19 protein-coding genes are annotated in these 21,835 nt (G+C 67.3%); 11 read left to right on the forward strand and 8 right to left on the reverse strand.

Annotated elements, in window-relative coordinates:
- Positions 1-490: 490 nt before the first annotated feature.
- From IVW53_13855 to IVW53_13865, 3 genes are read right to left on the reverse strand one after another with little or no spacing between them, the layout of a single operon-like run.
- Entirely contained in the window at positions 491-754 is a 264-nt protein-coding gene (locus tag IVW53_13855) for a MoaD/ThiS family protein (GenBank protein MBF6606651.1), read from the reverse strand.
- Positions 755-760: 6 nt separating this feature from the next.
- Positions 761-1,837, reverse strand: a complete 1,077-nt coding sequence (locus IVW53_13860) for an exo-alpha-sialidase (protein MBF6606652.1) — start codon at positions 1,835-1,837, stop codon at positions 761-763.
- Between the two features lie 38 nt (positions 1,838-1,875).
- The gene (locus IVW53_13865; GenBank protein MBF6606653.1) at positions 1,876-2,559 is read right to left on the reverse strand and encodes a hypothetical protein; all 684 of its coding nucleotides are present in this window, start codon (positions 2,557-2,559) and stop codon (positions 1,876-1,878) included.
- A gap of 424 nt (positions 2,560-2,983) precedes the next feature.
- Between IVW53_13865 and IVW53_13870 the strand changes: the two genes are divergently transcribed.
- From IVW53_13870 to IVW53_13890, 5 genes are all read left to right on the forward strand, one after another.
- On the forward strand, positions 2,984-3,646 hold the full coding sequence (locus IVW53_13870; protein ID MBF6606654.1) for a hypothetical protein: 663 nt from the start codon (positions 2,984-2,986) through the stop codon (positions 3,644-3,646).
- Positions 3,647-3,762: 116 nt separating this feature from the next.
- The gene (locus tag IVW53_13875; protein MBF6606655.1) at positions 3,763-4,674 is read left to right on the forward strand and encodes a hypothetical protein; all 912 of its coding nucleotides are present in this window, start codon (positions 3,763-3,765) and stop codon (positions 4,672-4,674) included.
- Positions 4,675-4,970: 296 nt separating this feature from the next.
- Positions 4,971-6,116 (forward strand): Fic family protein, encoded by a 1,146-nt coding sequence (locus IVW53_13880; protein ID MBF6606656.1) that lies wholly within the window; start codon positions 4,971-4,973, stop codon positions 6,114-6,116.
- A 121-nt stretch (positions 6,117-6,237) separates the two neighbouring features.
- A complete protein-coding gene (locus tag IVW53_13885; GenBank protein ID MBF6606657.1) occupies positions 6,238-6,495 on the forward strand; it encodes a helix-turn-helix domain-containing protein in 258 nt (85 codons plus the stop codon).
- Between the two features lie 22 nt (positions 6,496-6,517).
- Positions 6,518-7,033, forward strand: coding sequence for a hypothetical protein (locus IVW53_13890; GenBank protein MBF6606658.1), 516 nt, complete (start codon positions 6,518-6,520; stop codon positions 7,031-7,033).
- Positions 7,034-7,064: 31 nt separating this feature from the next.
- Here IVW53_13890 and IVW53_13895 read toward each other — a convergent pair whose 3' ends face one another.
- The 3 genes from IVW53_13895 to IVW53_13905 are packed head-to-tail and all read right to left on the reverse strand — an operon-like array spanning position 7,065 to position 12,767.
- A complete protein-coding gene (locus tag IVW53_13895) occupies positions 7,065-10,070 on the reverse strand; it encodes an HsdR family type I site-specific deoxyribonuclease (GenBank protein MBF6606659.1) in 3,006 nt (1,001 codons plus the stop codon).
- A complete protein-coding gene (locus tag IVW53_13900) occupies positions 10,067-11,260 on the reverse strand; it encodes a restriction endonuclease subunit S (GenBank protein MBF6606660.1) in 1,194 nt (397 codons plus the stop codon). Before IVW53_13900 ends, IVW53_13895 begins: the two co-directional genes overlap by 4 nt.
- Complete coding sequence (locus tag IVW53_13905; GenBank protein ID MBF6606661.1) at positions 11,253-12,767, reverse strand: SAM-dependent DNA methyltransferase; 1,515 nt, start codon at positions 12,765-12,767, stop codon at positions 11,253-11,255. Before IVW53_13905 ends, IVW53_13900 begins: the two co-directional genes overlap by 8 nt.
- Before the next feature lie 227 nt (positions 12,768-12,994).
- Here IVW53_13905 and IVW53_13910 point away from each other — a divergent pair, with 227 nt between their 5' ends.
- Positions 12,995-13,810, forward strand: a complete 816-nt coding sequence (locus IVW53_13910) for a hypothetical protein (GenBank protein MBF6606662.1) — start codon at positions 12,995-12,997, stop codon at positions 13,808-13,810.
- 133 nt (positions 13,811-13,943) lie between these two features.
- Entirely contained in the window at positions 13,944-14,375 is a 432-nt protein-coding gene (locus IVW53_13915) for a hypothetical protein (GenBank protein ID MBF6606663.1), read from the forward strand.
- A gap of 272 nt (positions 14,376-14,647) precedes the next feature.
- On the opposite strand, the gene IVW53_13920 is transcribed toward IVW53_13915, so the two are convergent.
- The gene (locus tag IVW53_13920) at positions 14,648-16,906 is read right to left on the reverse strand and encodes an NACHT domain-containing protein (protein ID MBF6606664.1); all 2,259 of its coding nucleotides are present in this window, start codon (positions 16,904-16,906) and stop codon (positions 14,648-14,650) included.
- Positions 16,907-17,279: 373 nt separating this feature from the next.
- Here IVW53_13920 and IVW53_13925 point away from each other — a divergent pair, with 373 nt between their 5' ends.
- The 4 genes from IVW53_13925 (at position 17,280) to ybeY (ending at position 20,831) form a co-directional block, all read left to right on the forward strand.
- The gene (locus IVW53_13925; protein ID MBF6606665.1) at positions 17,280-17,465 is read left to right on the forward strand and encodes a 30S ribosomal protein S21; all 186 of its coding nucleotides are present in this window, start codon (positions 17,280-17,282) and stop codon (positions 17,463-17,465) included.
- A gap of 82 nt (positions 17,466-17,547) precedes the next feature.
- Positions 17,548-18,030 (forward strand): GatB/YqeY domain-containing protein, encoded by a 483-nt coding sequence (locus IVW53_13930; protein ID MBF6606666.1) that lies wholly within the window; start codon positions 17,548-17,550, stop codon positions 18,028-18,030.
- Positions 18,031-18,084: 54 nt separating this feature from the next.
- Positions 18,085-20,253 carry an HDIG domain-containing protein gene (locus tag IVW53_13935; GenBank protein MBF6606667.1) on the forward strand — a complete coding sequence of 723 codons (2,169 nt, stop codon included), beginning with the start codon at positions 18,085-18,087 and terminating at the stop codon, positions 20,251-20,253.
- Positions 20,250-20,831 carry an rRNA maturation RNase YbeY gene (gene ybeY, locus IVW53_13940; protein ID MBF6606668.1) on the forward strand — a complete coding sequence of 194 codons (582 nt, stop codon included), beginning with the start codon at positions 20,250-20,252 and terminating at the stop codon, positions 20,829-20,831. Before IVW53_13935 ends, ybeY begins: the two co-directional genes overlap by 4 nt.
- Here the strand turns inward: ybeY and IVW53_13945 are convergent.
- Entirely contained in the window at positions 20,771-21,355 is a 585-nt protein-coding gene (locus IVW53_13945; protein ID MBF6606669.1) for a winged helix-turn-helix transcriptional regulator, read from the reverse strand. The two genes, ybeY and IVW53_13945, sit on opposite strands and share 61 nt — an antisense overlap.
- Between the last annotated feature and the right edge of the window lie 480 nt (positions 21,356-21,835).

Genomic DNA, 21,835 nt, shown 5'->3' on the forward strand with positions numbered 1-21,835 from the left:
GTCCGCGCCGCCTCCTGCGCCGGCCGCCTCCTGCGCCGGATCCCGTGTCCGCGCCGCCTCCTGCGCCGGCCGCCTCCTGCGCCGGATCCCGTGTCCGCGCCCGCGGCGGAACGGTTCGTCTCATCCGCTCCTGCACGGAACGTTCCTTGCGTTGCCCGGGGCGATCCGTCTCACATGCTCACCACCGGAACGTTGGACACGGGGGAAGGGCCTGTTGGGCCTGCGCCGGTCGCTGCGGCCGCTCCAACGTTCCGGGGATGAACAGGTGAGACTTTCGTCGCTGCGCCGGTCGCTGCGGCCGCTCCAACGTTCCGGGGATGAACAGGTGAGACTTTCGTCGCTGCGCCGGTCGCTGCGGCCGCTCCAACGTTCCGGGGATGAACAGGTGAGACATTGGCAGTCGCTGCGCCGGCCGCCGCCACCGCCTGCGCCGGCCGCCGCCACCGCCGCCGCCGGCCGCCGGCCGCCACCGCCGCCGCCGGCCTGCGCGTCAGCCGCCGGCGATCGCCGGGATGACGTGCACCGTTGACGTCGGCCCGACCGTCGTGGCGAGCGTCGCCGGCTCGCCGTCGACGAACACGTTGATGTGCTCGCGGAGCGCCGGACCTGGCTCGAGGAGGCGATCGGCGAGGCCCGGCCATCGTCCGTCGAGCTCCAGGACGATCTCGCCGACCGTCGTGCCCTCGACCGTGGCGCGATGCGGCAGCCCCGGGATGAGGGCGCCGAGGGAACGGGGGAGGACCACCTCCGCCATCGCCGGTCAGGCCTCGACCCGGATCGCCTCGACGGACCAGATCGGCGGCAGCGAGGTCGCGATCGGCGTCCAGCTCGCGCCGGCGTCCGCGCTCCCGCAGAGCTGCCCGGTGCTCGTCCCGAAGTAGACCCCGACGGGTTCGAGCTCGTCGTGGGCCATCGCCTCGCGGAGGACGCCGAGATAGGCGTCGCGTTGCGGCAGGCCAGCATCGCCGCGGAGCCATGTGTCCCCACCGTCGATCGTGCGCCAGACCGCCGCCGCGCCGTCCGGCATGTAGCGCCCGCGGTCAGCGCCGTTGAGCGGGATCGCCCAGACCGTGAGCGGATCGCGCGGATGGGCCGTCATCGCGAAGCCGAACTCGGACGGGAGGCCGGCGGTGATCTCGGCCCAGTGCAGGCCGCCGTCGAGCGAGCGATACACGCCGCAGTGGTTCTGCTGGTAGAGGCGCTCCGGCTCGCCGGCCGCCATGACGAGCTTGTGGACGCACTGCCCGGTCACCGGTCGCGGATCGGGCATGAAATCGGCTCGAACGCCCTCGTTCCGCGGCTCCCAGGAGGCCCCGCCGTCGCGCGTCTCGAACGTGCCGACGGCGGAGATCGCGATCCACATCCGGGCGGGGTCGGTCGGGTGCGGGACGATCGTGTGGCAGATGAGGCCGCCGGCGCCGGGCTGCCAGGTCGAGCGGGTCGGGTGGTTCGTCAGGCCCTCGACGTGCGCCCAGCTCCGGCCGCCGTCCTCGCTCCGGAAGAGCCCGGCCGGACCGACGCCGGCGAAGAGGGAGCCGTGGGCTGCGGTGACGTTCCAGACGGCGGTGATCTTCGGGCCGGCGTCGCCGTAGGTGAGGCCGTCGCTCGACTGCGTCCAGCTCGCGCCGAGGTCGTCGCTGCGGAAGACCGTCGGCCCGTACCACGGGCTGCCGCCGCCGGCATAGAGCGTTCCGGTCGCCGGATCTGCGGAGATGTCCTGGATCGGCCAGCCCTCACACATCGGCCCGTCGATCGTCCATGCCCGCCGATCCCCGTCCGATCGGAGGATGAACGCCCCCTTCTTCGTCCCCACGAGCAGCAGGATCCGGTCCGTCATCGTCGCCTCCTCTCGGTCGTGGCCGACCCCAACGATACCTATCGAAGGCTCCAACGATACAGGGGGTGGAGCTCCGCCCAGCCGCCGTGATCGAGGTCGAAGACATAGCGGCCCTCCATCCAGACTCGGGCGCCGACGGTGGGGAGCAACCCGGCGAGCGGATCCGGATCCGAGGCGCAGGTCGCGATCGCGTCCGCCTGGGTGACCCTCCGGACACAGACCGGCTCAACGACGAGGTCGCCGAGCTCCACGCCCTGGTTCGCCGTGGTGAGGAGGTAGCGGTACGCGGGATCGAGCGCGACGAGGATGTGGACGTCCCCGTCCACCTCGTGGCGGACCGCCGCGACCGTCCCGGTGATGGAGATGCAGGCGGCATGGATCGCGAGGCGGTACGGGTGGTAGACGTAGCGATCCTGATCGGTGGGGGAGCAGGTGGCCGGGTTCGCCGTCGGGCGCGTTGTCGGGCGGGCAGACGCTTGTGCCAGCGCCTTCGCAGTCGCGTGCGCGGCGGTAGTGGGAGCGGTGGCCGTGTCGGCCGCGGGGGCGGCGGATGGCGCGCTGCTCGGCGCCGCGGAGGTCCCGATGCCGGCCGTCGCCCCGGCGAGGCCGCCGGCTCCGCTCGTCCCGCTCGGGCTTGGCGGCGGTGCGACGGCCACCGCGATGACCACGACGATCGCCGCGAGGACGACGACGCCAAGGACGAGCCGACTCGACGCTGACATCCCCGGTGCCCCTCCCTGTCGTGTCCCGCCCACACAGGGCGATGGTGCATTCTGCGCTCACCTACGCGCCCGTTGCGTGCTTGGCGGCACGAGTGCCCTTCGTCTCGTTCCGGCCCGTGGCACCCCGTTCATCCTCGAGCCGGGTACGCGCGGAGTGCGTGCCGACGCGCCTGGTGCGTACTGGATGCGACGAGGTCATCGCGCGGGCCGCTCGACCGCCCCACTGCTCCGTCGCGTCGTGTTCCACGATCTTGCACGCACATGGCGCGTAAATGGCACGAAACCGCCGCGGCGCCGGGCTCGAGCTGACGATCAGACATCCGGCTGGCGAGCGCTCGGGACGGAGCAAGGCCGTGAGCGCGCGTGAGAGGATCACCGTGATGGGCGACTCGATGACGGCAATGCGTCCTGAGGTACCCCGTTGATGGCCGCGCCTGGCCTCATTCCGACCATCGTCGGCAACCTGGTCCCGCTGATCGGGGTGCTCCTCTTCGGCTGGGATCTGCCATCGATCGTGGTGATGTACTGGATCGAGACCGGCGTCGGCGGACTCGTCAACGTCCTGAGGATCCGCAAGTCGATGGCGCTCGGGCCGCCGACCGTCAACGCCGATGGATCGATCGAGCGGCCGATCGTGCGCGCAGCCTTGTCCGGCAGCTGGCGGCTCCCCCTCATCTGGCTCGTGGCCTACGGGATCTTCTGGGCGATCCTCGGGCCGTTCGTCATCCAGATCGCGAACGGTGGCTTCTACGAGGGCGCCAGCCAGACCGGCTGGAGTGGGGTCTCCGCTGACGTGATCGCCTGGGGCACCGTCAGCCTGGTCGGCGGCCAGGTGGGCACCTACACCCTGGATTACGTCATCGGGCGGCGCTATCTGACGGTGACGCCGCTCGAGCTCCTCCGGGACCCGTTCGTCCGGATCTTCATCATCCTGGCGACGATCGCGGTGGGCGGGGTCGGCATCGCCCTGCTCGGTTCGCCGGTCGGGTTCCTCGCCGCGATGGTGGTCGCCAAGACCATCGTGGAGTTCTGGTTCACCCGGCCGGCTCGCGCCGCCATCTCGACCGGCTCGTGCCCGACGCCCTGAACCGGACGCCTTGAACCGGACCTAAACCGGCTCACGGTGCGTGGTAGATTGCGGCGGTGTCCCGCCCCCGACGGGAGCCCAGCGGGACGATCGAGAGATCGAAGGAGCGCCGCTCCGTGAGACACCTCATTGTCACCCTCGGGGTCGCGACGATTCTGGCTGCCTGCGGGGGCTCGGCCGCACCGCCCAGTCCGGCACCCACCGCGACGCCTGCCGTTGCCACCGCGGTCCCTGCGAGCCCGACGGCACCGCCAACCGCCGCGCCGACCGAGACGCCCCCGGCATCCTCGGCACTCACGACATCCGGCCCGGGTGGATCGGGGGCGTTTGTCGTTGCCGGCCTCACGTCCATGCTCCCGGTCAGCGCCGACCAGCCGGACTCCTCCACGTTCGCGACGTCATTCGCGTCGGAGACCCCGGAGATCCTCGTCGCGTACCAGCTGGCGCCCGGGCTCGCGGGTAAGATCACCTCGATCTGGAGGACCGTGGGGGGCGACGCGAAGACCACGTCGTTCGACTATCCGGCTTCGGCTCCGTGGGCTTACTTCAGCCTCACCTACGTGAACGGATTCGTTCCCGGCGACTACGAGGAGATCCTCACCTTCGAACGGACGGGCGAGTCGGTGACCCTCCCCTTCACGATCACCGGGCCGCGCCGACCGCCGGCGACTCCCACGCCGCTGCCGAGCGGGACGAGTGCCTTCACGCTTCTCCGAACCGCAACCGGTGCCGACTCCTCGAAGTCACGCCCAGATCCGGCGACGTTCACCGATTCGTTCCCGACCACGGCGCCCGCCATCTTTGTCGTGTTCTCGTTGCGGCCGGAACTGACCGGAAAAGTCACCTGCACGATGACCGCCAATGGCTCGGCGCTCATCAAGCCGCTGTCGATCGACTACGGGACGCGCAACAGCTGGGGTGACTTCAAGGTCAACCCGGCCGGCGAGTTCTCGGCGGGCGACTACGTGGCCACCGTGACCTACACGCCGACGGGTGAGGCGCAGACGGTCAGGTTCACGGTCAAGTGATCGGGCGGGACACCACGGGCACGGTGTAACCCGGCGCTACGCCTTGAGTAGGGCGCTCGTGCCTTTCGTCGTGTTGGTGGAGCCCGCGACGTGCTCCACCTGCTGCTGGATCGTCGCCCAGGCCCGATCACTCCAGGTGTCCCGCGACGGTTGAGGCGAACCCTCCGCTTCAGGACCGACGGGTGGTTGTTTCGCCGGCGCGAGTCCCCCAGTTGGCGCGTACCAAAGTATGATATATTGCTACATGACGGCAGTATCAATCCTATATCACGCGTGAATAAAAGAGCCTTTCGATCATGATCTTCCGCACCCCCGAACTCACGGAACAGGAGCTCCGCGTCATCGCGAGGATCGATCGGGTGCGCGACGCTCTGCGTCATCAACTCCCGGATCAGCACAACTGGGTCGGGCTATTGCGCCGCGTGATGCTCGCGCGTGCCATCCAGGGATCCAACAGCATCGAGGGCTACAACGTCAGCCTGGATGATGCCGTGGCGGCCGTCGCCGGCGAACCACCGCTCGATGCCGAGGATGGGGCATGGCGGGCCGTCGTCGGATATCGCGATGCGATGACCTATGTCCTGCAGCTGGCGGACGACACGCACTTCGCCTACGACGAGAACCTGATACGGGGACTCCACTACATGATGTTGAGCTACGCGCTCGACAAGAGCCCCGGGCGTTGGCGGCCGGGCTCCGTCTTCGTCGTGGACGAGGCTACGCACGAGGTCGTCTACACGGGTCCAGACGCGATGGACGTACCCGACCTCATGCATGAGCTCGTCGACGAACTTCGTGCCGCTGATCAGGTCCCCCCGATGGTCAAAGCCGCGATGGCGCATCTCAGCCTCGCGATGATCCATCCCTTTCGGGACGGAAACGGACGAATGGCGCGCTGCCTGCAGACGCTCGTTCTCGCTCGGGAGGGCATCGTCGCTTCGCCCTTCGTGAGCATCGAGGAATACCTCGGGGCCAACACCGGGGCGTACTACAGGGTGCTCCAGGAGGTCGGCCAGGGAACCTGGCGGCCGGAGCGCGATGCTCGCCCGTGGATTCGGTTTGTCCTGACGGCGCACTATCGACAGGCACTGACCATGATCCGACGAGCGGAAGAGGCGGAGCGTCGCTGGACGCTGCTCACCCGGGAGGCGACCCGGCTGAAGCTCCCCGAACGATCCGTGCCAGCGTTGTTCAACGCAGCGCTGCAGTTCAGGCTGAGGAACGCTGACTATCGGGAGGTGGCCGAGGTCAACGAGCACATCGCCGGCCGCGATCTGGGTCGTCTTGTCGCTTCCGGTTTGCTTGGTGCAAAGGGAGAGCGCCGCGGGCGATATTACGTCGCGACGGCCCGACTCCTGGCTCTCGATGCGTCGATCCGAACCGAGCGAAAACCCGTCGAGGACCCGTTCACGACCGCGATGGGCGAAACGCCGAGCCTCTGAGGTCGCCATCGCCGACCGAGCGAGCGATACGCCAGCATTGACAACTTCTCTCTATTGCTAGTAGTGTCCGATAAGCAGAACGACGAAGTTGTCCCGCCACCGAAGTCTGAGGCGCTCTGGCATGGTCCTTGCCGACACGCCCTCCGCAGAGCTCGTTGAGCTTCTGCCAAAGGCCTTCTACTCTCCGAGCGAGTTGGCAGATCTCGCCTCACTCTCGAGCTCGACGATCTTGAACTACATTCACGATGGTCGGCTTGTCGCCGTGCGCCTGTCCGAGCGGACCTACCGAATCCCGCGGAAGGCCGTCATTCGATTGCTGGGGCTGGGAGCTCCGGCGCCCGTCGTCGTGGTGGCTCCGTCGCGAACCGTCGAGTTCTAGTCACCGCCATCGTGGATGCGGCGTGACGGGGGCGGTCAGCCCCACGCCGCTCACGAACGGTCAGCTGCACGCACGCCGCGATCGACTCACGGATTTCCTCGACGCCTGGGGCGACCTTCGGGTCAGCGACCTGGGTGGCGCGGGTGAGCGCCGCCTGCTCGAGTTCTACTTCGAAGCTCCGGGCACGGAACTGGCGGTCGAGATCAAGGCACGGTATCGCGAGTACTACCGTCGCGGGTGGACCGACGATTGGCAGATCGCCAGGTACACCCATGAGTACCTCGACGTGGCGCGCAGGAAGCGACTCGCCTATCACCTCCACGACATCGGGTCGCGCAGATCGGTGCCCCACGCACATTGCGGGAGCGCCGACAACCTGGCGGACGCCGAGGGCACGCACCACCTTCGTGCCATCGAGTTCGACCTGCGAGAAGCGCACGAGGAATTCATGGAGCTGTGGGCTTCGAATGCGTTCCCGGATTGTGCGCGCTTCCGTCCCCTCGATATCAGTCGGGCCCCCGACGAAGGCTCGAGCTGACGATCAGACATCCGAACCCGCGCGAGTCCCCTCAGTAGTGCTCGCGGATGTAGGCGTAGGCGCGGTCGTAGAGCTCGCCGGCCGGCGGGAGGGCGTTGTTGCGGAGGACGAGCCGGAGCTGGCGGCGGACCTCGCGGTCGCCGGGCTGGCTCTCCTGCCAGCCAGTGCCGCGGACCGGTCGCACGATCGCGTCGATCTCCTCCACGACGTGCTCGATGATCGCCGGGGTGCCCGGCGGCGCGTATTCGGAGAGGATCTGGGTGAGGGCGCCGCGGTCGGGATCGAGAACCTCGAACGCGTCGAGCCGACCGTCCGCCTCGGCGCGCTCCGCGCCGACGAGCTGGCGGGCGAGTTCGAGCAGCCGCTTGAGGAACTCGACCGAGTCCTTCGCGCCTTCGAGGCGGGTCCGGCGCAGCTCCTCGAGCCGCTCCGAGAGCGTTCGCCAGACCGGGTGCGTCCTCTCGCCGGCGAGCTTGCGACGAAGGCGCGCCTCGATCGTGTCGAGGACATCGTCGACGGTCGGCGCCAGGCTTCCGACCACGACCGATGCGTCGAACAGTTCGAGCTGGCGGAGCGCCTCGAACGTGCCCGCGTCGATCGCCACGGACTCCAGGCCACCCGACCCGACAACGACATCGGTGACGTAGTCGGCGAGGAGTTCGGCGGTCTTCGCGCCGAGGCGGTGCCAGAGGAGCGCATCGGCATTCGCGACCGGCTGGATCGAGGCGTACACCCGGGCAAGCCAGCGGTAGTCGTCCTCGAACGCTCGGAGACGAAGGTCCGGCGAGAGCAGCTCGAAGAGCGCCTCGCAGCGGAGGAACGCCTCGGCGAACTCGGCCCGCGCATCCACCGTGGCGACTCGCTCCTGGGCCGCCATGAGCTGCTCGTACCCGCTCGACCGCCGATCGACGCCACCGAACCGCGAAATGAGATCGGCGACCCAGCCGGCGAGGAGCGCGAAGAGCTCCGCGACATCGGCCGGGAGCGCCTTCCGTCCGCCGCGATCCTTGACGGCGACCGCCCGGGCGAGCTCGGCGCCGAGACCGACGTAGTCGACGATGAGCCCGTACAGCTTCTCCTGATCGGTGACCGGGTTCGTCCAGCGGCGGTTCGTCCGGCAGACCGCCTGGAACAGCGTGTGCGCGCGGAGCGGCTTGTCGAGGTACATCACCCCCTCGATCGGCGCGTCGAAGCCGGTGAGGAGCTTGGCGGTGACGATGAGGAAGCGGAGCGGATCGGCCGGATCGAGGAACCGGTCGCGGATGCGGACCTCCTCGTCGCGCTCGCGGTCGAAGACGGACCACTCGGCCGGGTCGTCCTTGGCGCTCGTCATGACGACCGTCGCCTCCTCGCCCGGCCGGAGGTGGCGGTTGATCTCGGCGAGGTAGCGGACGCACAGCTCGCGATCGAAGGCGACCACCTGGGCCTTGAGGCCCAACGGCTCGACCTTGCGCCGGTAGTGCTCGACGATGTCGGCGCAGACGGCCTCGATCCGGGCCGGGGTCTTCATGAGCTCATCCACCCGACTCGCCCGTCGGGCGAGCATCCCCTGCTCGCGCTCATCGAGCGCCTCCGCCTCGGCGAGCTCGGCGAACGCCTCGTCGAGCGCCGCCCGATCGATGTGGAAGTCGACGAGCCGGGTCTCGATGTGGATCGGCAGCGTCGCCCCGTCGGCGATCGAACGCTCGACGCTGTAGTGATTGAGGACGCCGTCCGGATCGTCGGGATCGCCGAAGGTCGTCCAGGTGTTGCGATCGGCCGTCGAGATCGGGGTCCCGGTGAGGCCGATGAGCCGGGCATTCGGGAGCGCGCCGCGCAGGTCGAGCCCGAGCCGGCCCTCCTGGGTGCGGTGGGCCTCGTCGACCATGACGACGATGTTCGAGCGCTCGTTGAGGAGGCCCGCATCGGCGAACCGGAAGATCGTCGTGACGATGATGCCGCGGGTGTCCTCGCGGAGGAGCCGCCGCAGCTCCTCCTTCGTCTGCGCGATCCGCAACCCGGGCAGGCCGACCGAGGCGAACTCGGAGCCGATCTGCTCGATGAGATCGAGCCGATCGAGGACGACGAGGATCGTCGGCGCATCGAGATCGAGCTGCGCCCGGAGCTTGGCCGCGGCGAAGGCCATGATCATCGTCTTGCCCGAGCCCTGGTGATGCCAGACGAGGCCGTTGCGGCGGCGTGGATCGCGGACCCGGGCGACGATCGCCTCGACCGCTTCGACCTGCGGGTAGCGGGGGATGATCTTCTCGGTGTAGCCGCCGGCGGAGGACGAGCGGCGGGAGAAGAGGGTGTACGTTCGGAGGATGTCGAGGACGAGCTCGGGGCGGAGGAGGAGCTCGACCGAGCGGAGGACGTTCGCCATCCCCGGCAAGCCGAATGGATCGGTCGTCCGCGACCAGGGGAGCCAGTCCTGGGCCGGCTCGCGGATCGCCCCGTAGCGGAGCTCCTTGCCCTCCGTCGCGAACGAGAGGACGTTCGGGACGAAGAAGCCCGGGGTCTTCACCTCGTACGCGCTGTGGATGTCGAGCGCGCCGTTGAGCCACGACGTCGTCGCGCTGATCGGCGTCTTCGTCTCGCCGACCACGAGCGGCAGGCCGTTCACCCAGAGGACGAGGTCGTAGCGGCGTTCCTCGGTCCCGGCGTGGTACGTCACCTCGGTCGAGACGACGAGCGAATTCGCCCGCGGGTGATCGAAATCGATGAGCCGGACCGGCTCGAACGTCTCGGTCCCGAGGTAGCGGATCGTCTGCTGGCCGCGCAACCACTCGATGAGGTGGCGGTTCGCCTCGATCAGCCCGTCGTTCGCGACCGACAGGATCGCCGCCCTGATCTTCGGCAGAACCTCGTCGACCCGGTCCGGCTGCGCGGCGATCGCCGGGTTGAGGCGCATGAGCGCGGCGATGACGTCCGCCTCGACGAGCACGGAGTCGAGCGGTCGATCGAGGCTGCCGCCTGCGACGAAGCGCCAGCCGAGATCGGGTCGGGTGAGGCGCTCGACGAGGGCGGCCTGGACGGCGGACTCCGCGAGCTGACTCATGCAGCGCCGTCGAGGAACCGGTCGTAGGTGGTCGGAATGGGATGCCTTCCCGTGAGGAGGTCGGAGGATAGCGCGGACCGAGCGAGGAACGCGACGTGAGCGTGATTTTCAACAAGCATCCGCACCGAGCGCATCTCTCTTAGCGCATCGACCGTAGTTGCCGTGTTGAGCGGCATACGGACGGGAATACTGCCGACTATCTGAGTGTTCAGATTGGGGAGGGTGATCCCCACGGCGTGGTCAATGAGCCAGACATTGGTATCACGCGTGCTGAGGGCCTCGAACACGGCTTCGGGCAGACCCTGGTTGACTCTCACCCTGACGGTCCCCGTCCCACAAAGCCAGTCACGCTCCCGTTCGCCCACGAGCGCACGCTTCGTAAGATCACCACGCCGAGCCAGGAGGATGTCCCCCGGCTGAAGCCGATGGCGAGCGAGACGCCTCGCATGCTCTTCGGGGACTCGTGCAATGGCATCGACCGAGATGCGCCCCGCGTCCATGTCCTGAGGCATAACCACAGGGACGCCATCAGTGACGTAGTCACTCGCGTGTAACTGGCTGCCGAAAGGACCTATCTGAATCCCGTCAGGACTGCATAGTTCCCGCAGGGGATGCGCCTCCGTACCGTCCTGGGAGAAGGTCTCGTCGCGAAGAGCGTCGATGGCGGTGTCGACGGCGACCGCTAGCCGCCGGCTCTTGTCAGTGATCTCTCCCAGCGTCCCGATGAGATCGACGATGCGGCGCTGCTCGGCGAGCGGCGGTAGGTCGAACTCGAATGCCGCGAGATCGGCCGCGCTCGTGCGCGGCATTCGACTTCCGGCTGAGCTGGCCATCGCCCATTCGGTGAGGGGATCAGCGCATGCGACCAAGTACAGGAACTCATCGATGACCGACTCTCGGCTCGGGCGAAGCACGAGAATCTCAGGCGAGCACACACCATCCCACCCTGCGAGAGCGACCTTGCGGAGGTAGGGGCGAAGCCGGCCGAAAAGGGTATCGCCTGGTGAGAAACGGGTGACCTGACTCGTCACCTCCGCCACGGCGCCCGTAACGCCGATCCTCGGTGAACCCGAGGGCATTGCTTCCAGACCGACATACGGCGTGCCAGGAACGAGTTCACGCGGATCCGCGCGGTCGACAACTACTTTGCAGACGTCGCCTATCCGGACATGCCGCCAACCCTCACGCATAGCCTGCCTCGCGAAGCCGTTCGGCGAGCCGCTCCTCTGCCGCGCGGAGCGCCTGCTGCGCCTCCCTCAACTCCGCAAGTGCGGTGGCAACGGCGATGACCTCAGCAGCCGCGCCCTTGATGTAGCGGCCGATGTTGAGGTCCCAGCCGTTCGCCTCGATCTCGGCACGAGGCACGAGGCGACTCCCGATGTCGTCAGTGGCCGCAGCGCCAGAGCTGTTTCGATACGCGGCGACGATCGCATCGACATCGTCTGCTCGGAGCTGGTTCTGGTTGCGGCCCTTCGCGAACCGCTTCGAACCATCGACGAACAGGACGTGGCCGCGACGCTCCGGCGCCTTCTCGGCTCGGAAGATGAGCAGACAGGCGGGGATCGAGGTCGAGTAGAAGAGGTTCGAGGCAAGGCCGACGATCGCTTCGAGCCGGTCCGATCGGATGAGACATTCGCGGATGACGCCCTCGGCTGCGCCGCGAAAGAGCACCCCGTGCGGCATGACGACGCCAACCCGTCCGGTCACGGGCTTCATCGAGGCGACCATGTGTTGAACCCAGGCGTAGTCGCCGAAGCTCGCCGGTGGGACGCCGCACGAGGGCCGACCCCATGGATCGTGCGCCCAGACGTCGGAGCCCCAGTTCTTCAGGCTGAACGGCGGATTGGCGATGACGATGTCGAACCGTTCGAGCCTGCCCCGCTCGTCGAGGAAGCGCGGATCGCGGAGGGTGTCGCCGCGTCGGATTCGGGTGTCCTCGATGTCGTGGAGGAAGAGGTTCATCCGCGCGATCGCCGAGGTAGTGAGGCTCACCTCCTGCCCGGCGAACCGCATCTGGCGGACCGAACCGCCAGCCTCGATCACCTCGTTCGCCGCCTCGACCAACATGCCCCCGGAGCCGACTGCGGGGTCGTACACGGTGTCGGTCGGCTGCGGATCGAGGATGCGGGTGAGGAGCCGCACGACCGCTCTCGGGGTGAAGAACTCGCCGGCCTTCTTGCCGGACTCGTCGGCGAACTGGCGGAGCAGGTACTCATAGGCGTTGCCGAGGACGTCGTGACCGACCCGCGCAGGGCTGAGATTGAGGGTGTGGAACGCCTCGATGAGGTTGAGCAGGGCGTGCTCGGGGAGCTTCTCCTTGTTCGCCCACTGGACGTCGCCGAAGATGCCGGCGAGCGTATTGGGGTTCGCTTGCTGGACGTGGTCGAGGATGCGCTGCAGCGCCACGCCGACGTTCTCGGAGACGCGGCGGAGATCGGACCAGTGGCAGCCGTCAGGCACCGCGAAGCGGTGGTAGTCGGCCTCGATCTCCGGCGTGAGGTCTGATCCGAACTCAGCGATCGCCCGGGCGTGCTCGTCGTTCCACGCGTCCGAGACCCGCTTGTAGAAGAGGAGCGGGAAGATGTACGCCTTGAAGTCGGCCGGATCGACGGGACCGCGGAGGCTGTTCGCGGCGGCCCAGAGGCGACCTTCGAGCTCCTGCTGGGTGAGGCCGCTGGGATCGGGCTGGCTCGTCACGTCCCCCTCGAACGGAGTAGTCGCCGGTCGCGGCGCGTGGGAGCGAGTCTATCGCGCAGCCAGGGGCTGCCGACGTCCGTCCGGGAGATGCAAACAGGGCCAGTCGCTCGCTGGGTCTCTTTACTGCACGCCATAGGCTGGCTGTGAACGCACGTTCGAGATACTATGTGTATGGCGTCAGAGAACATCCTGTTGGCTCTAGGAATTGCACACGAGGAAAGGAAGAAATGGCTACCAAGAATACCGTCGCTTCCGGCGCGCCGGCTGCACAGGCAGAAAAGAAGTCCCACAAGCGGCCTTGGCTGAGCCAAGAGGATGTTCCCAGTTACTCGCTCGAGCAGGCGCTCAGAGTTCCGCGCGCCATTGCGGACAGCTACGCCTTCAAGCCCACTCGTCCGCTTAACGTCGCCGGCGCCATGAAGCTCTCGCCGACATCCGGTCCCTTCAGAAGCCTTACGGGAGCGGCGATCGCATATGGCCTCACAATTGGCGGCGCCTTCGCCCCCGAAATTGGGATCACCCCTCTCGGGATGCGGGTAGTTCGCCCGACGAAACCCGGCGACGACCTCGCGGCGAAACGCGAGGCGCTGCTCAAGCCGAGGGTGGTGGGGGAGTTCCTTCGACAGTACGATGGAGCGGCCCTCCCTCCGGACCAAATCGCCAAGAACGTGCTCCTAGAGCGGGGAGTTCCGGCAGGGCGAGAAGAGGATGTCCTTGCGTTGATCATCGAGGGGGCGGACGCGGTCGCATTCCTGAAGGAGATCAACGGCAAGAAATACGTCGATCTCGCAGGATCCGCTGCACATGAGGGCCCAGCCGCCGAGAGTGCCCGAGATGGAACGATGCCTGTGAGAGCGCCTGGCACCGCACCGCTGCCTGACCGAACGACGGCCAACGTCGCAGGTGTGTCTGTCGGTCCGGGGATCAACATCAATATCGAAATCCACATTGCCGCTGACGCCAGTGCCGAAACCGTGCAGGAAATCTTCAAGAACATGCGTCGATACGTGTTGAGCAACGATGGCTCGGTCGACGAAACATGACGTAGTAGATCCGGACCTCCTGCGCCGTCTTCGGGAGTTTCAGACGCGGGTGCGCCAAATACCGACCGGCAGCAGAAACATAGACGCAGTCGTTCCTGCGCGGGGCCCTCTCTCGGGGAGTCAGGTTGGAACGATGGCACGTCTGCGGAAACTCTCCCCACGCCTGGCCGATAGCTTCGAACAGGCTTTGAGAGACGTGAACGACGGCACCCGCCTGACGTATGGGGCCCCGGCCGGAGAGGCCCGAGAAGTCCTTCGACAGGCTATCGATGCAATGGCTCCGGATGACGAAGTTCGCAAACAGTCGTGGTTCAAGGGATACGCCAAAGATGGGAAGGTCGAGGTGACCCAGGCCGAGCGCATCCAGTTTTCCGCACAGCTTCGAGGCGGTGACTATCGGGCGGCGAACGAAGCGACAGAAATCATTGATCAGCGGATCGGCCGCCTCGGTCGTATGGTCTACAGGAGCGGAAGTGCGGCCCTGCACGCTGAAAGTCAACAGGCCGAAGTCCGGAAGATGATGGGTTACGTCTTCGCGGTGCTGGACGACCTTCTACCCGAGTAGATTGCCGGCTTCACCTTGGAGGTTGGGCGGTCGGACCGCTCGTGTCGGTGCCGGTTGCTTCCGGAGCTGGCGTCCCCGGAGCCGCCGACGTAGAAACGCGAACGTAAGTGGCCCGGTTGACGCCGAGGGCTTGCAACGCCCCGACCAGGTTGAAGACCCCGAACGCTGTCCAGCGACGAATGCAGCGACAAAGGCGAAGGTGACGCGGACGAACCGCCCAAGGGCCGGGCGCGTCCGAGTTTCTCTCTGCCGCCCAGCCGGCTCGCGACCGGTTACTGCCGTCGCCGCAGGACGCGCCAGAAATCACCGATGGGCGTCCGCGGCAGGTCGGACTCCTTCTCGTATTTCATGAGCTCTTGAAACGCTATCGTCGGTCGTAGGAACGACTTGCGCGAGCCGGAGGTGTCGCGGGTCTCTTCGCGGACGATGCCACCATCGACCAGAAGCTTTCGCAGCGACGAATAAGATCGGTCCTTTACCACGTTCGAGAGCGTGTCATCTTGCTCGCAGATCACGTTCGCTCGGCGATATCGAAGTGCCAGTTTATGCAGCAACTCAAGCATCGCATGCGATTCGCCCTTGTACTCGGGTTCGCCCGCTTCCAGATTCGGGAGAGGGGCGCCCAAACGCAGCAGGATTGCGTGCATTTCGCGCGGCGAATAGACCTCGCGACGACTATCCTTTTCGAGAATTACGATGCTGAAGAGATTGGCGCCTGGCACCAGGCCGGCTACGTCCATCGTGGTGTTGTTCGATAGGAGAATCGCCTCAGCCACCGTCTGTGTGTCAACCCTGCATTCACGCAAGACCGATCGTTCGAGGCGAGTGCCGTGGAAGTGACAACGGGTGAAAGCAACCCGGGCTAGCCGGGCGGCGCCGAAGTCCGTATTGATGAAGTCGACTCCGGCGATATCGGCGTCTGCAACCTCATCAACCACCCGGAATGCCGCGGAGACGGCGGCCCCGGGGTTTCTTCGCCGATTCTCAAAGAGTGGGCCGTCGCCGGCGAGGCGTGATGTCGCGTGGATCACTGCGAAAGCGTTTGTTCCGTCGACCGCGATGTCGAGCACTTCATCGGGCAGGACCCCTCGATCTAGAAAGCTGCCCGAAAGGCGGTCCATTTCCAGCTGTCGTCGAAGGGACTGTGCGAGGAAGTAATCGAAGTAGACTTCATGTTCGAACGCGAACTCACGGCCTGTTCCGCCGGTGGTCGTCTTGAAACCAGCGTAGCTTGTGACCTTGGTGGCGAATTGGCGAACCGCGTCGCCGCTCAGATCAGCCTCTTCGCCTACCATCTCCGCGACCGTGCGAAGGTCATCTGTGTTTATGTGGCGATTCTCTGATCGCCACATTTGGTCTGCCACTTCCTCGAACAGGGTCCGGTGGCCGGCCACCGGCACCAGTGGTCGCGAATCGCGGTCCACGATCTTGCGGGACTCGCGGTCAATGTAAGACTCGATGAGATAGTCGAGCAATGATGCTGGCCCGGCGTCCCACGAGGTGCTTTGAGCATCGACGTAGGCTGGAAACTGGCTCGCAAAGAAAGGCTTTCCTAGAAGTTCACGATCGCGATTGGGGAGACGAGCTATGGCGGATGAGTAATCCACGACACCCGAGCCGCCATGTACCTTGGCTAGGTAGTTCCGAAAGTCCGCTTCGGACCATGGCATGAGGGTGATCGGAGCTAGTTGGTACAGGGTTTGTGCTGTGTCATCCGATCCCTTCCCCACGAACTCCACTTCGTAGAACGACGAGCGGGCGGAAACGACAATCACGCCGAGGCCGTTCAGCTCCAAAAGGAACTCTCGAAGGGATCCAAACGCGTCGCCGTATCCAGCCGCACCCAGGAGTTCGTCGAACCCATCAATGATTGGTATCAGCACGCCGCGTCTCGCGAGCGCAGGAACAGCATCGCGAGTGAAATTCGCGCGGAGGTCGTCGAGCTCGCCGGAGAACGCGTCGCGCAGATTCGAAAGCGCTCGACCCTGAGCGGATACATAGAAGAACAGATAGTTGCTCTTGCCTTCTTGGTAGGCTTCGGCCGTGCGGGCTGTCAGCTCCTTCAAGAGCGTGGTCTTACCCGCCCCGGCGGGTCCCTTCACGAAAAGCAGCTGCGTCGCCGAGCCGCCCGCGCTCAGCGAAGCGGTGATTTGACTCGCGATGAGAGCGTCCGACGCGACGCCTGATCCGCCATTTGCTTGCTGGTCGTCGGCCGCTGCCTCGGTCGCGATGTAGTTTGGTTCGCGCGGAAAGCGCCGGGTCACCGACTTCGCAACGTAGCCTAAGTCGGCCATTTGAGCACTCGTGAGGAACCCGCGGTAACTCAGATGCGAACCATCAGGGCCGTCCCAGCGGAAGTCCCCGTCCGAGCTGATGACGAACCTCTCGACTCGTTCCTGGCCACGCTGCAGCCAAGTGGCTTCAAGCAAGCCTCCGGCTTGGCGAACCTCTACTGGGGTTTCGGGATCAGCGAACCCTGGAAGATCGACCTCAAGGACGTCAGCCCAGTAGCGCGAGAGCTCTACCGACATGGATGGACTCCTGCGTGATCCACCTTGGTTCGCCATTATGGGCCGCCGGCCGACACCGCGATCAACTTCGGCCGCTGGGTAGCCACCTCGGGAGGCGCCTCGCCCCGGACTCTTTTGCCGAAGGGAGCGATGCCGAAATTCGGTAGCTGGGTCGGTCGGGAGGCCCATCATGATCGGAAGCTTCCGGTCGCGGGTGCGACATTTCAGCAGGCTCTATCTCCTATCCCCATCCGCGTTTGACCCTGGCGGGAGCCTCGGCTAGACTCCGCGAGCCTTCGAGCCGGGCATCCGTGTCTGGCCCGATCGACCCGTTGCGGCCACGGCCCGCCGCGACGACGGACACGAACCACGGCCGCGGGAGGTGATCACTCGATTGGCTGAAGTCCGAGTTGGTGAGAACGAGACGTTCGAAAGCGCCCTTCGCCGTTTCAACAAGAAGATCCAGCAGAGCGGCATTCTCGCGGAGGCTCGCCGTCGGGAGCACTACGAGAAGCCGAGCGTGAAGCGGAAGCGCAAGGAAGCGAAGCGCAAGAAGAACGCCCGAACGCCGCAGGGCTAGCTCGTCGAGATCGGGTCACGAGGCCGTCGGCGCGGAGACGCGCACGACCCACCCGACCGACCCGCCCAGAGGTGTCACATCGGTGTCCCTCAAGGATCGACTCCACGACCAGGTGACCGCCGCGATGCGGTCCGGCGACACGCTGCGCCGCGACACGCTCCGGCTCGCCGAGAGCGCGGCGTACAACGTCGAGAAGCGCAACCAGCGGCCACTCACGGATGACGAGCTGGTCGGGGTGCTGGCGCGCGAGGTGAAGACGCGCCGAGAGTCGGTCGAGGCGTTCCGTGGCGGCGGGCGTGAGGACCTCGCCTCGAAGGAAGAGGCGGAGATCGCGATCCTCGCCGAGTTCCTGCCGCAGCCACTGAGCGAGGACGACCTCCGAATGCTCGTCGACCAGGCGGTCACCACGACCGGCGCCTCCTCTGCCCGCGACCTCGGCAAGGTCATGGGCTGGCTCTCGCCGCGGATCCGCGGCCGGGCGGACGGGAAACGGGCGAGCGAGCTCGTCGCCCAGGCGCTCGCGACGGCGGACCTCGCCGCCCATGGTGGGGTGCACGGTGGATAGCGGCGACCCTCCGCGGCGCCAGGGCCCTCCGCGACGCGCCGGCGAGGCTCGATCGTGCTGACCCAGCGCCCGTTCCAGGCCGCGCCGTTCACCCGTCGCGATCTGGGCCGCCTCATCGGGGCTTCCGTGCTCCTCATCGGCGCGCTCATCGCGATCTTCGCCGTCGGCAGCGTCCCGAACAGCTTTGCCCTCCAGGTCGGCCAGATCTCGGCCACGGATGTCCTCGCCCCGCGGGCGCTGCAGTACACGAGCACGATCCTCACCGAGCAGGATCGGCAGGCGGCTTCGGCCGCGGTCCAGCCGCAGTACGACTACACAGCCGCCCAGGGCGCGGCCGTCGCCGACCAGCAGGCGTCCATCTTCGCCCTCGACGTCGCCCCGGTCGACACGGCGTTCGATCCGTCCGTCTCGGCGAGCGCCCGGGCGTCACTCCTCATGTCGGTCCTCCCGGAGCTCTCCGACACCGGGCGGGCGACGCTCAAGAAACTCACGCCCGGAGCCTGGAAGGCGGTCCGGGACGAGGCAGCCCGGGTCCTCGGTCAGGTCGAGCGGGCGGAGCTCCGCGACTCGGACGTGGCGACGACGCGGCTCGGGATCGCGAGCCGGATCCTCGGCGACCTCTCGCCGGCCGAACGGGCCCTCGCCGCCGAGCTCATCGCGCCGCTCATCGTTCCGAACTCCGCCTTCAGGCAGTCCCTCACGGATCAGGCGCGGACCGCCGCGATGCAGTCCGTCCCGCCGCACGTCGTGCAGATCCAGCAGGGCCAGATCATCGTGGACAAGGGCCGTCCGGTCACGGCCGAGCAGATGGAGACGGTGGCGGCGTTCCACCTCGACACGCCGACTCTCGATGTCGCCCGCCTCGGCGGCTTCGTCCTCCTCGCGGTGCTGCTCGTGGCCCTCATCCTCGCCTGGGTTTGGCGGTTCAGGCCCGGTCTCTGGCACCGCAACAACGTCCTCATGCTCCTCGGGCTCATCGTCGTGGTCACGACGTTCGCCCTCAAGCTCACGGCCGGCCGAAGCATCCTGCCGTTCTTCCTGCCGACGGCGGCGGCGGGGATCCTCGTCGCGATCCTCCTCGATGCGAGCACGGCGATCGTCCTCATGGCGGCGCTCGGGGTGATCGCCGGGGCGGTCAACGGGGCGTCGCTCGAGATGGCGACGTACGTCTTCCTCGGGGGCTTCGCCGGCATCGTCGCGGTCCGACGCGGCGATCGACTCAACGCGTTCGTCCAGGCCGGCTTCTCGATCGCCCTGGTGGGAGGGATCGTCATCTCGATCTTCTCGCTCCTGTCCGGTCGGGATCTCACCGGGATCCTCCAGCTCTACGGGGCGTCGCTTGCGGCCGCCGGTGGCGCGGCGGTCGCGGCGGTGGGATCGTTCGCGGTCCTCGGCAATCTCTTCGGCATCCTCACCGTCTTCCAGCTCCTCGAGCTCGCCAATCCGACGCAGCCGCTCCTCCGGCGGCTCGTCGTCGAGACGCCCGGCACGTACCACCACTCGATCATGGTCGGCAACCTCGCCGAGCGGGCGGCCGAGGCGATCGGCGCGGACCCGCTGCTCACCCGAGTCGCCGCCTATCACCACGACATCGGCAAGCTCGCCAATCCGGTCGCGTTCATCGAGAACCAGGCGGGCGGGGAGAACATCCACGACGAGCTCGATCCGGAGGTCTCCGCCCAGATCGTCAAGCAGCACGTGGTCGACGGGATCGACCTCGCCTACCGCTCGAAGCTGCCGAAGACGCTCATCGCCTTCATCCCGCAACACCACGGGACGGCGATCATGAGCTACTTCTTCTCCCGGGCCCGGGAGCTCGCGGCGGAGCCGTACGGCGGTCTCAGGACGACGGACGGCGCGGCCGCGGCCGCAGCGGTCGACGAGCGACGGTTCCGCCACGCCGGCCCCAAGCCGCAGACGCGGGAGGCGGCGCTCATCATGCTCGCTGACGGGGTGGAGGCGTCTGTGCGCTCACTGTCGTCGCGGGACGAGCCGGCCATCCGGGCGATGGTCTCGCGGATCATCGAAGAGCGGATCGCGGACGGCCAGTTCGACGAGTGCGATCTCACCCTGCGCGACGTGGAGCGGATCCGGGAGGCGTTCGTGGGCCAGCTCCTCGGGATGTACCACCAGCGGATCGCGTACCCGCAGAACAAGATCGTGGAGCTCGAGTCGCGGCGCAGCGCCGGCGGTGGCGGTGGAGGGGGCGGGCCCGGGGCGTGAGGTCGATCTACCGAGCGCCATGGCGGGTCGATCTGACGATCCGCGAGGGCGTGTGGTCGCCGGTCTCCGGGGTCGGCCTTGCTCGCGTGATCGCGGTGGCTCTGGGCGCGAGCGGCGCACCGAGCCCGGCATCGATCGGGCTCATCCTCTCGCACGATGCCGAGCTCGCGACGCTCAATGCGGCGCACCTCGGTCACAAAGGACCCACGGATGTCCTCTCGTTTCCGCTCCTGTCGCCGGACGCATTCCCGAGCCCTCCGCCGGACGGGTTCCCGCGGCGCGATGGCGGCCCGGCCCGCGGCGTGTGGGCGGCCTCAGGCACAGCAGCGGCGGCCCAGGCCTTCGTGCTCCCCCCGGGGCGGCGGACGCATCTCGGCGACATCGTCGTCTCCGTGGAGCGAGCCGTCGAACAGGCCGCCGGGGGGCATGGCGGTCAAACGGGCGACGTCCGCTGGTCGCCGGCCGACGAGCTGCGACTCCTCGTCACGCACGGCGCCCTGCACGTCTGCGGCTGGGATCATGCGGAGCCCGCGGAAGAGGCTGCGATGCGGGCGCTCGAGGGTCGTCTGCTCGGCTGAGGATGGGCCGTGCTCGGCTGAGGGCGGGCCGTCCTCAGCCGCCCCGTCCTCGGTCGCCGCGGAAGCCTGGTCTCGAGCAGGCTCCGCGGAAGGCGTACGGCACGCGCGGCGTCCAGCACCTCGAAACACGCGAGTATCGCCGTGTCTCTCGATCGCCGCGCGATCTGCGCTTCGATCATCGCGATCCGGGCACGCGCGACGTCGGCCGCCATCCGGCCGGCCCTCGTCCCGCGGATCACCACGATGCGGCCATCCGGCGCGTCATGGGAGCTGCGGACATACCCCTGAGCCTCGAGCCGTCGCAGGGCCAGTGAGGCGGTGGCGCCGGGGTACCCGAACGACTCCCGGATCAGGGCGACCGTGGTGCCGCCGCGGCGAGACGCCTCGATGAGGACGGGGAGGTCCGTCATCGAAACACCGAGCTCTGCGATGACCGAATCGAGCATCCGATCGAAGAGCCGGGATGCCTGCTGGATCTGGAACACGAGCGACGGCATTTCTCGATCGTATCGTTCGTCGCTCATCCGTCCCTCATCGCCGGATCACCTCGAGGGATCGCGCTCCCTGCGCTCGTCGGGGATCGCTCCCGCCGACGCTCGTCGGGGATCGCTCCGCGCGCGTGGAAATGGTTCATCGGTGGATGGTTCACGGATGTACGACTTTTCGCCGCGCGCTGGGGGCGTCGCGCGCCGCGCGCACGTGCCGCGTGCCGCGTGCCCGGGTTGGTCCGCCCATGCCCCCGACGCACGCCGTTTCAGCAGCGGCGTGGACGCGAAGCCCTGCATCGGTGGATGGTTCACGGATGTACGACTTTTCGTCGCGCGCCGACAGATCCCCGCGCCCGCAGCCCGCGCATGATCGCCGGCCCCCCCGGGCCGGGCCGCTGCTACCATCGCTGCCGAGCCCGGTCCACGTGGATCCGGGCCGTTCGGCGTGACGCGCTGACGCGCGATGACCCGGGGGACGCAACGATGACCCGGGGGACGCAACGATGACCCGGGGGA

This window comes from Chloroflexota bacterium, assembly GCA_015478725.1.
Classification (GTDB): Bacteria; Chloroflexota; Limnocylindria; order Limnocylindrales; family CSP1-4; genus C-114.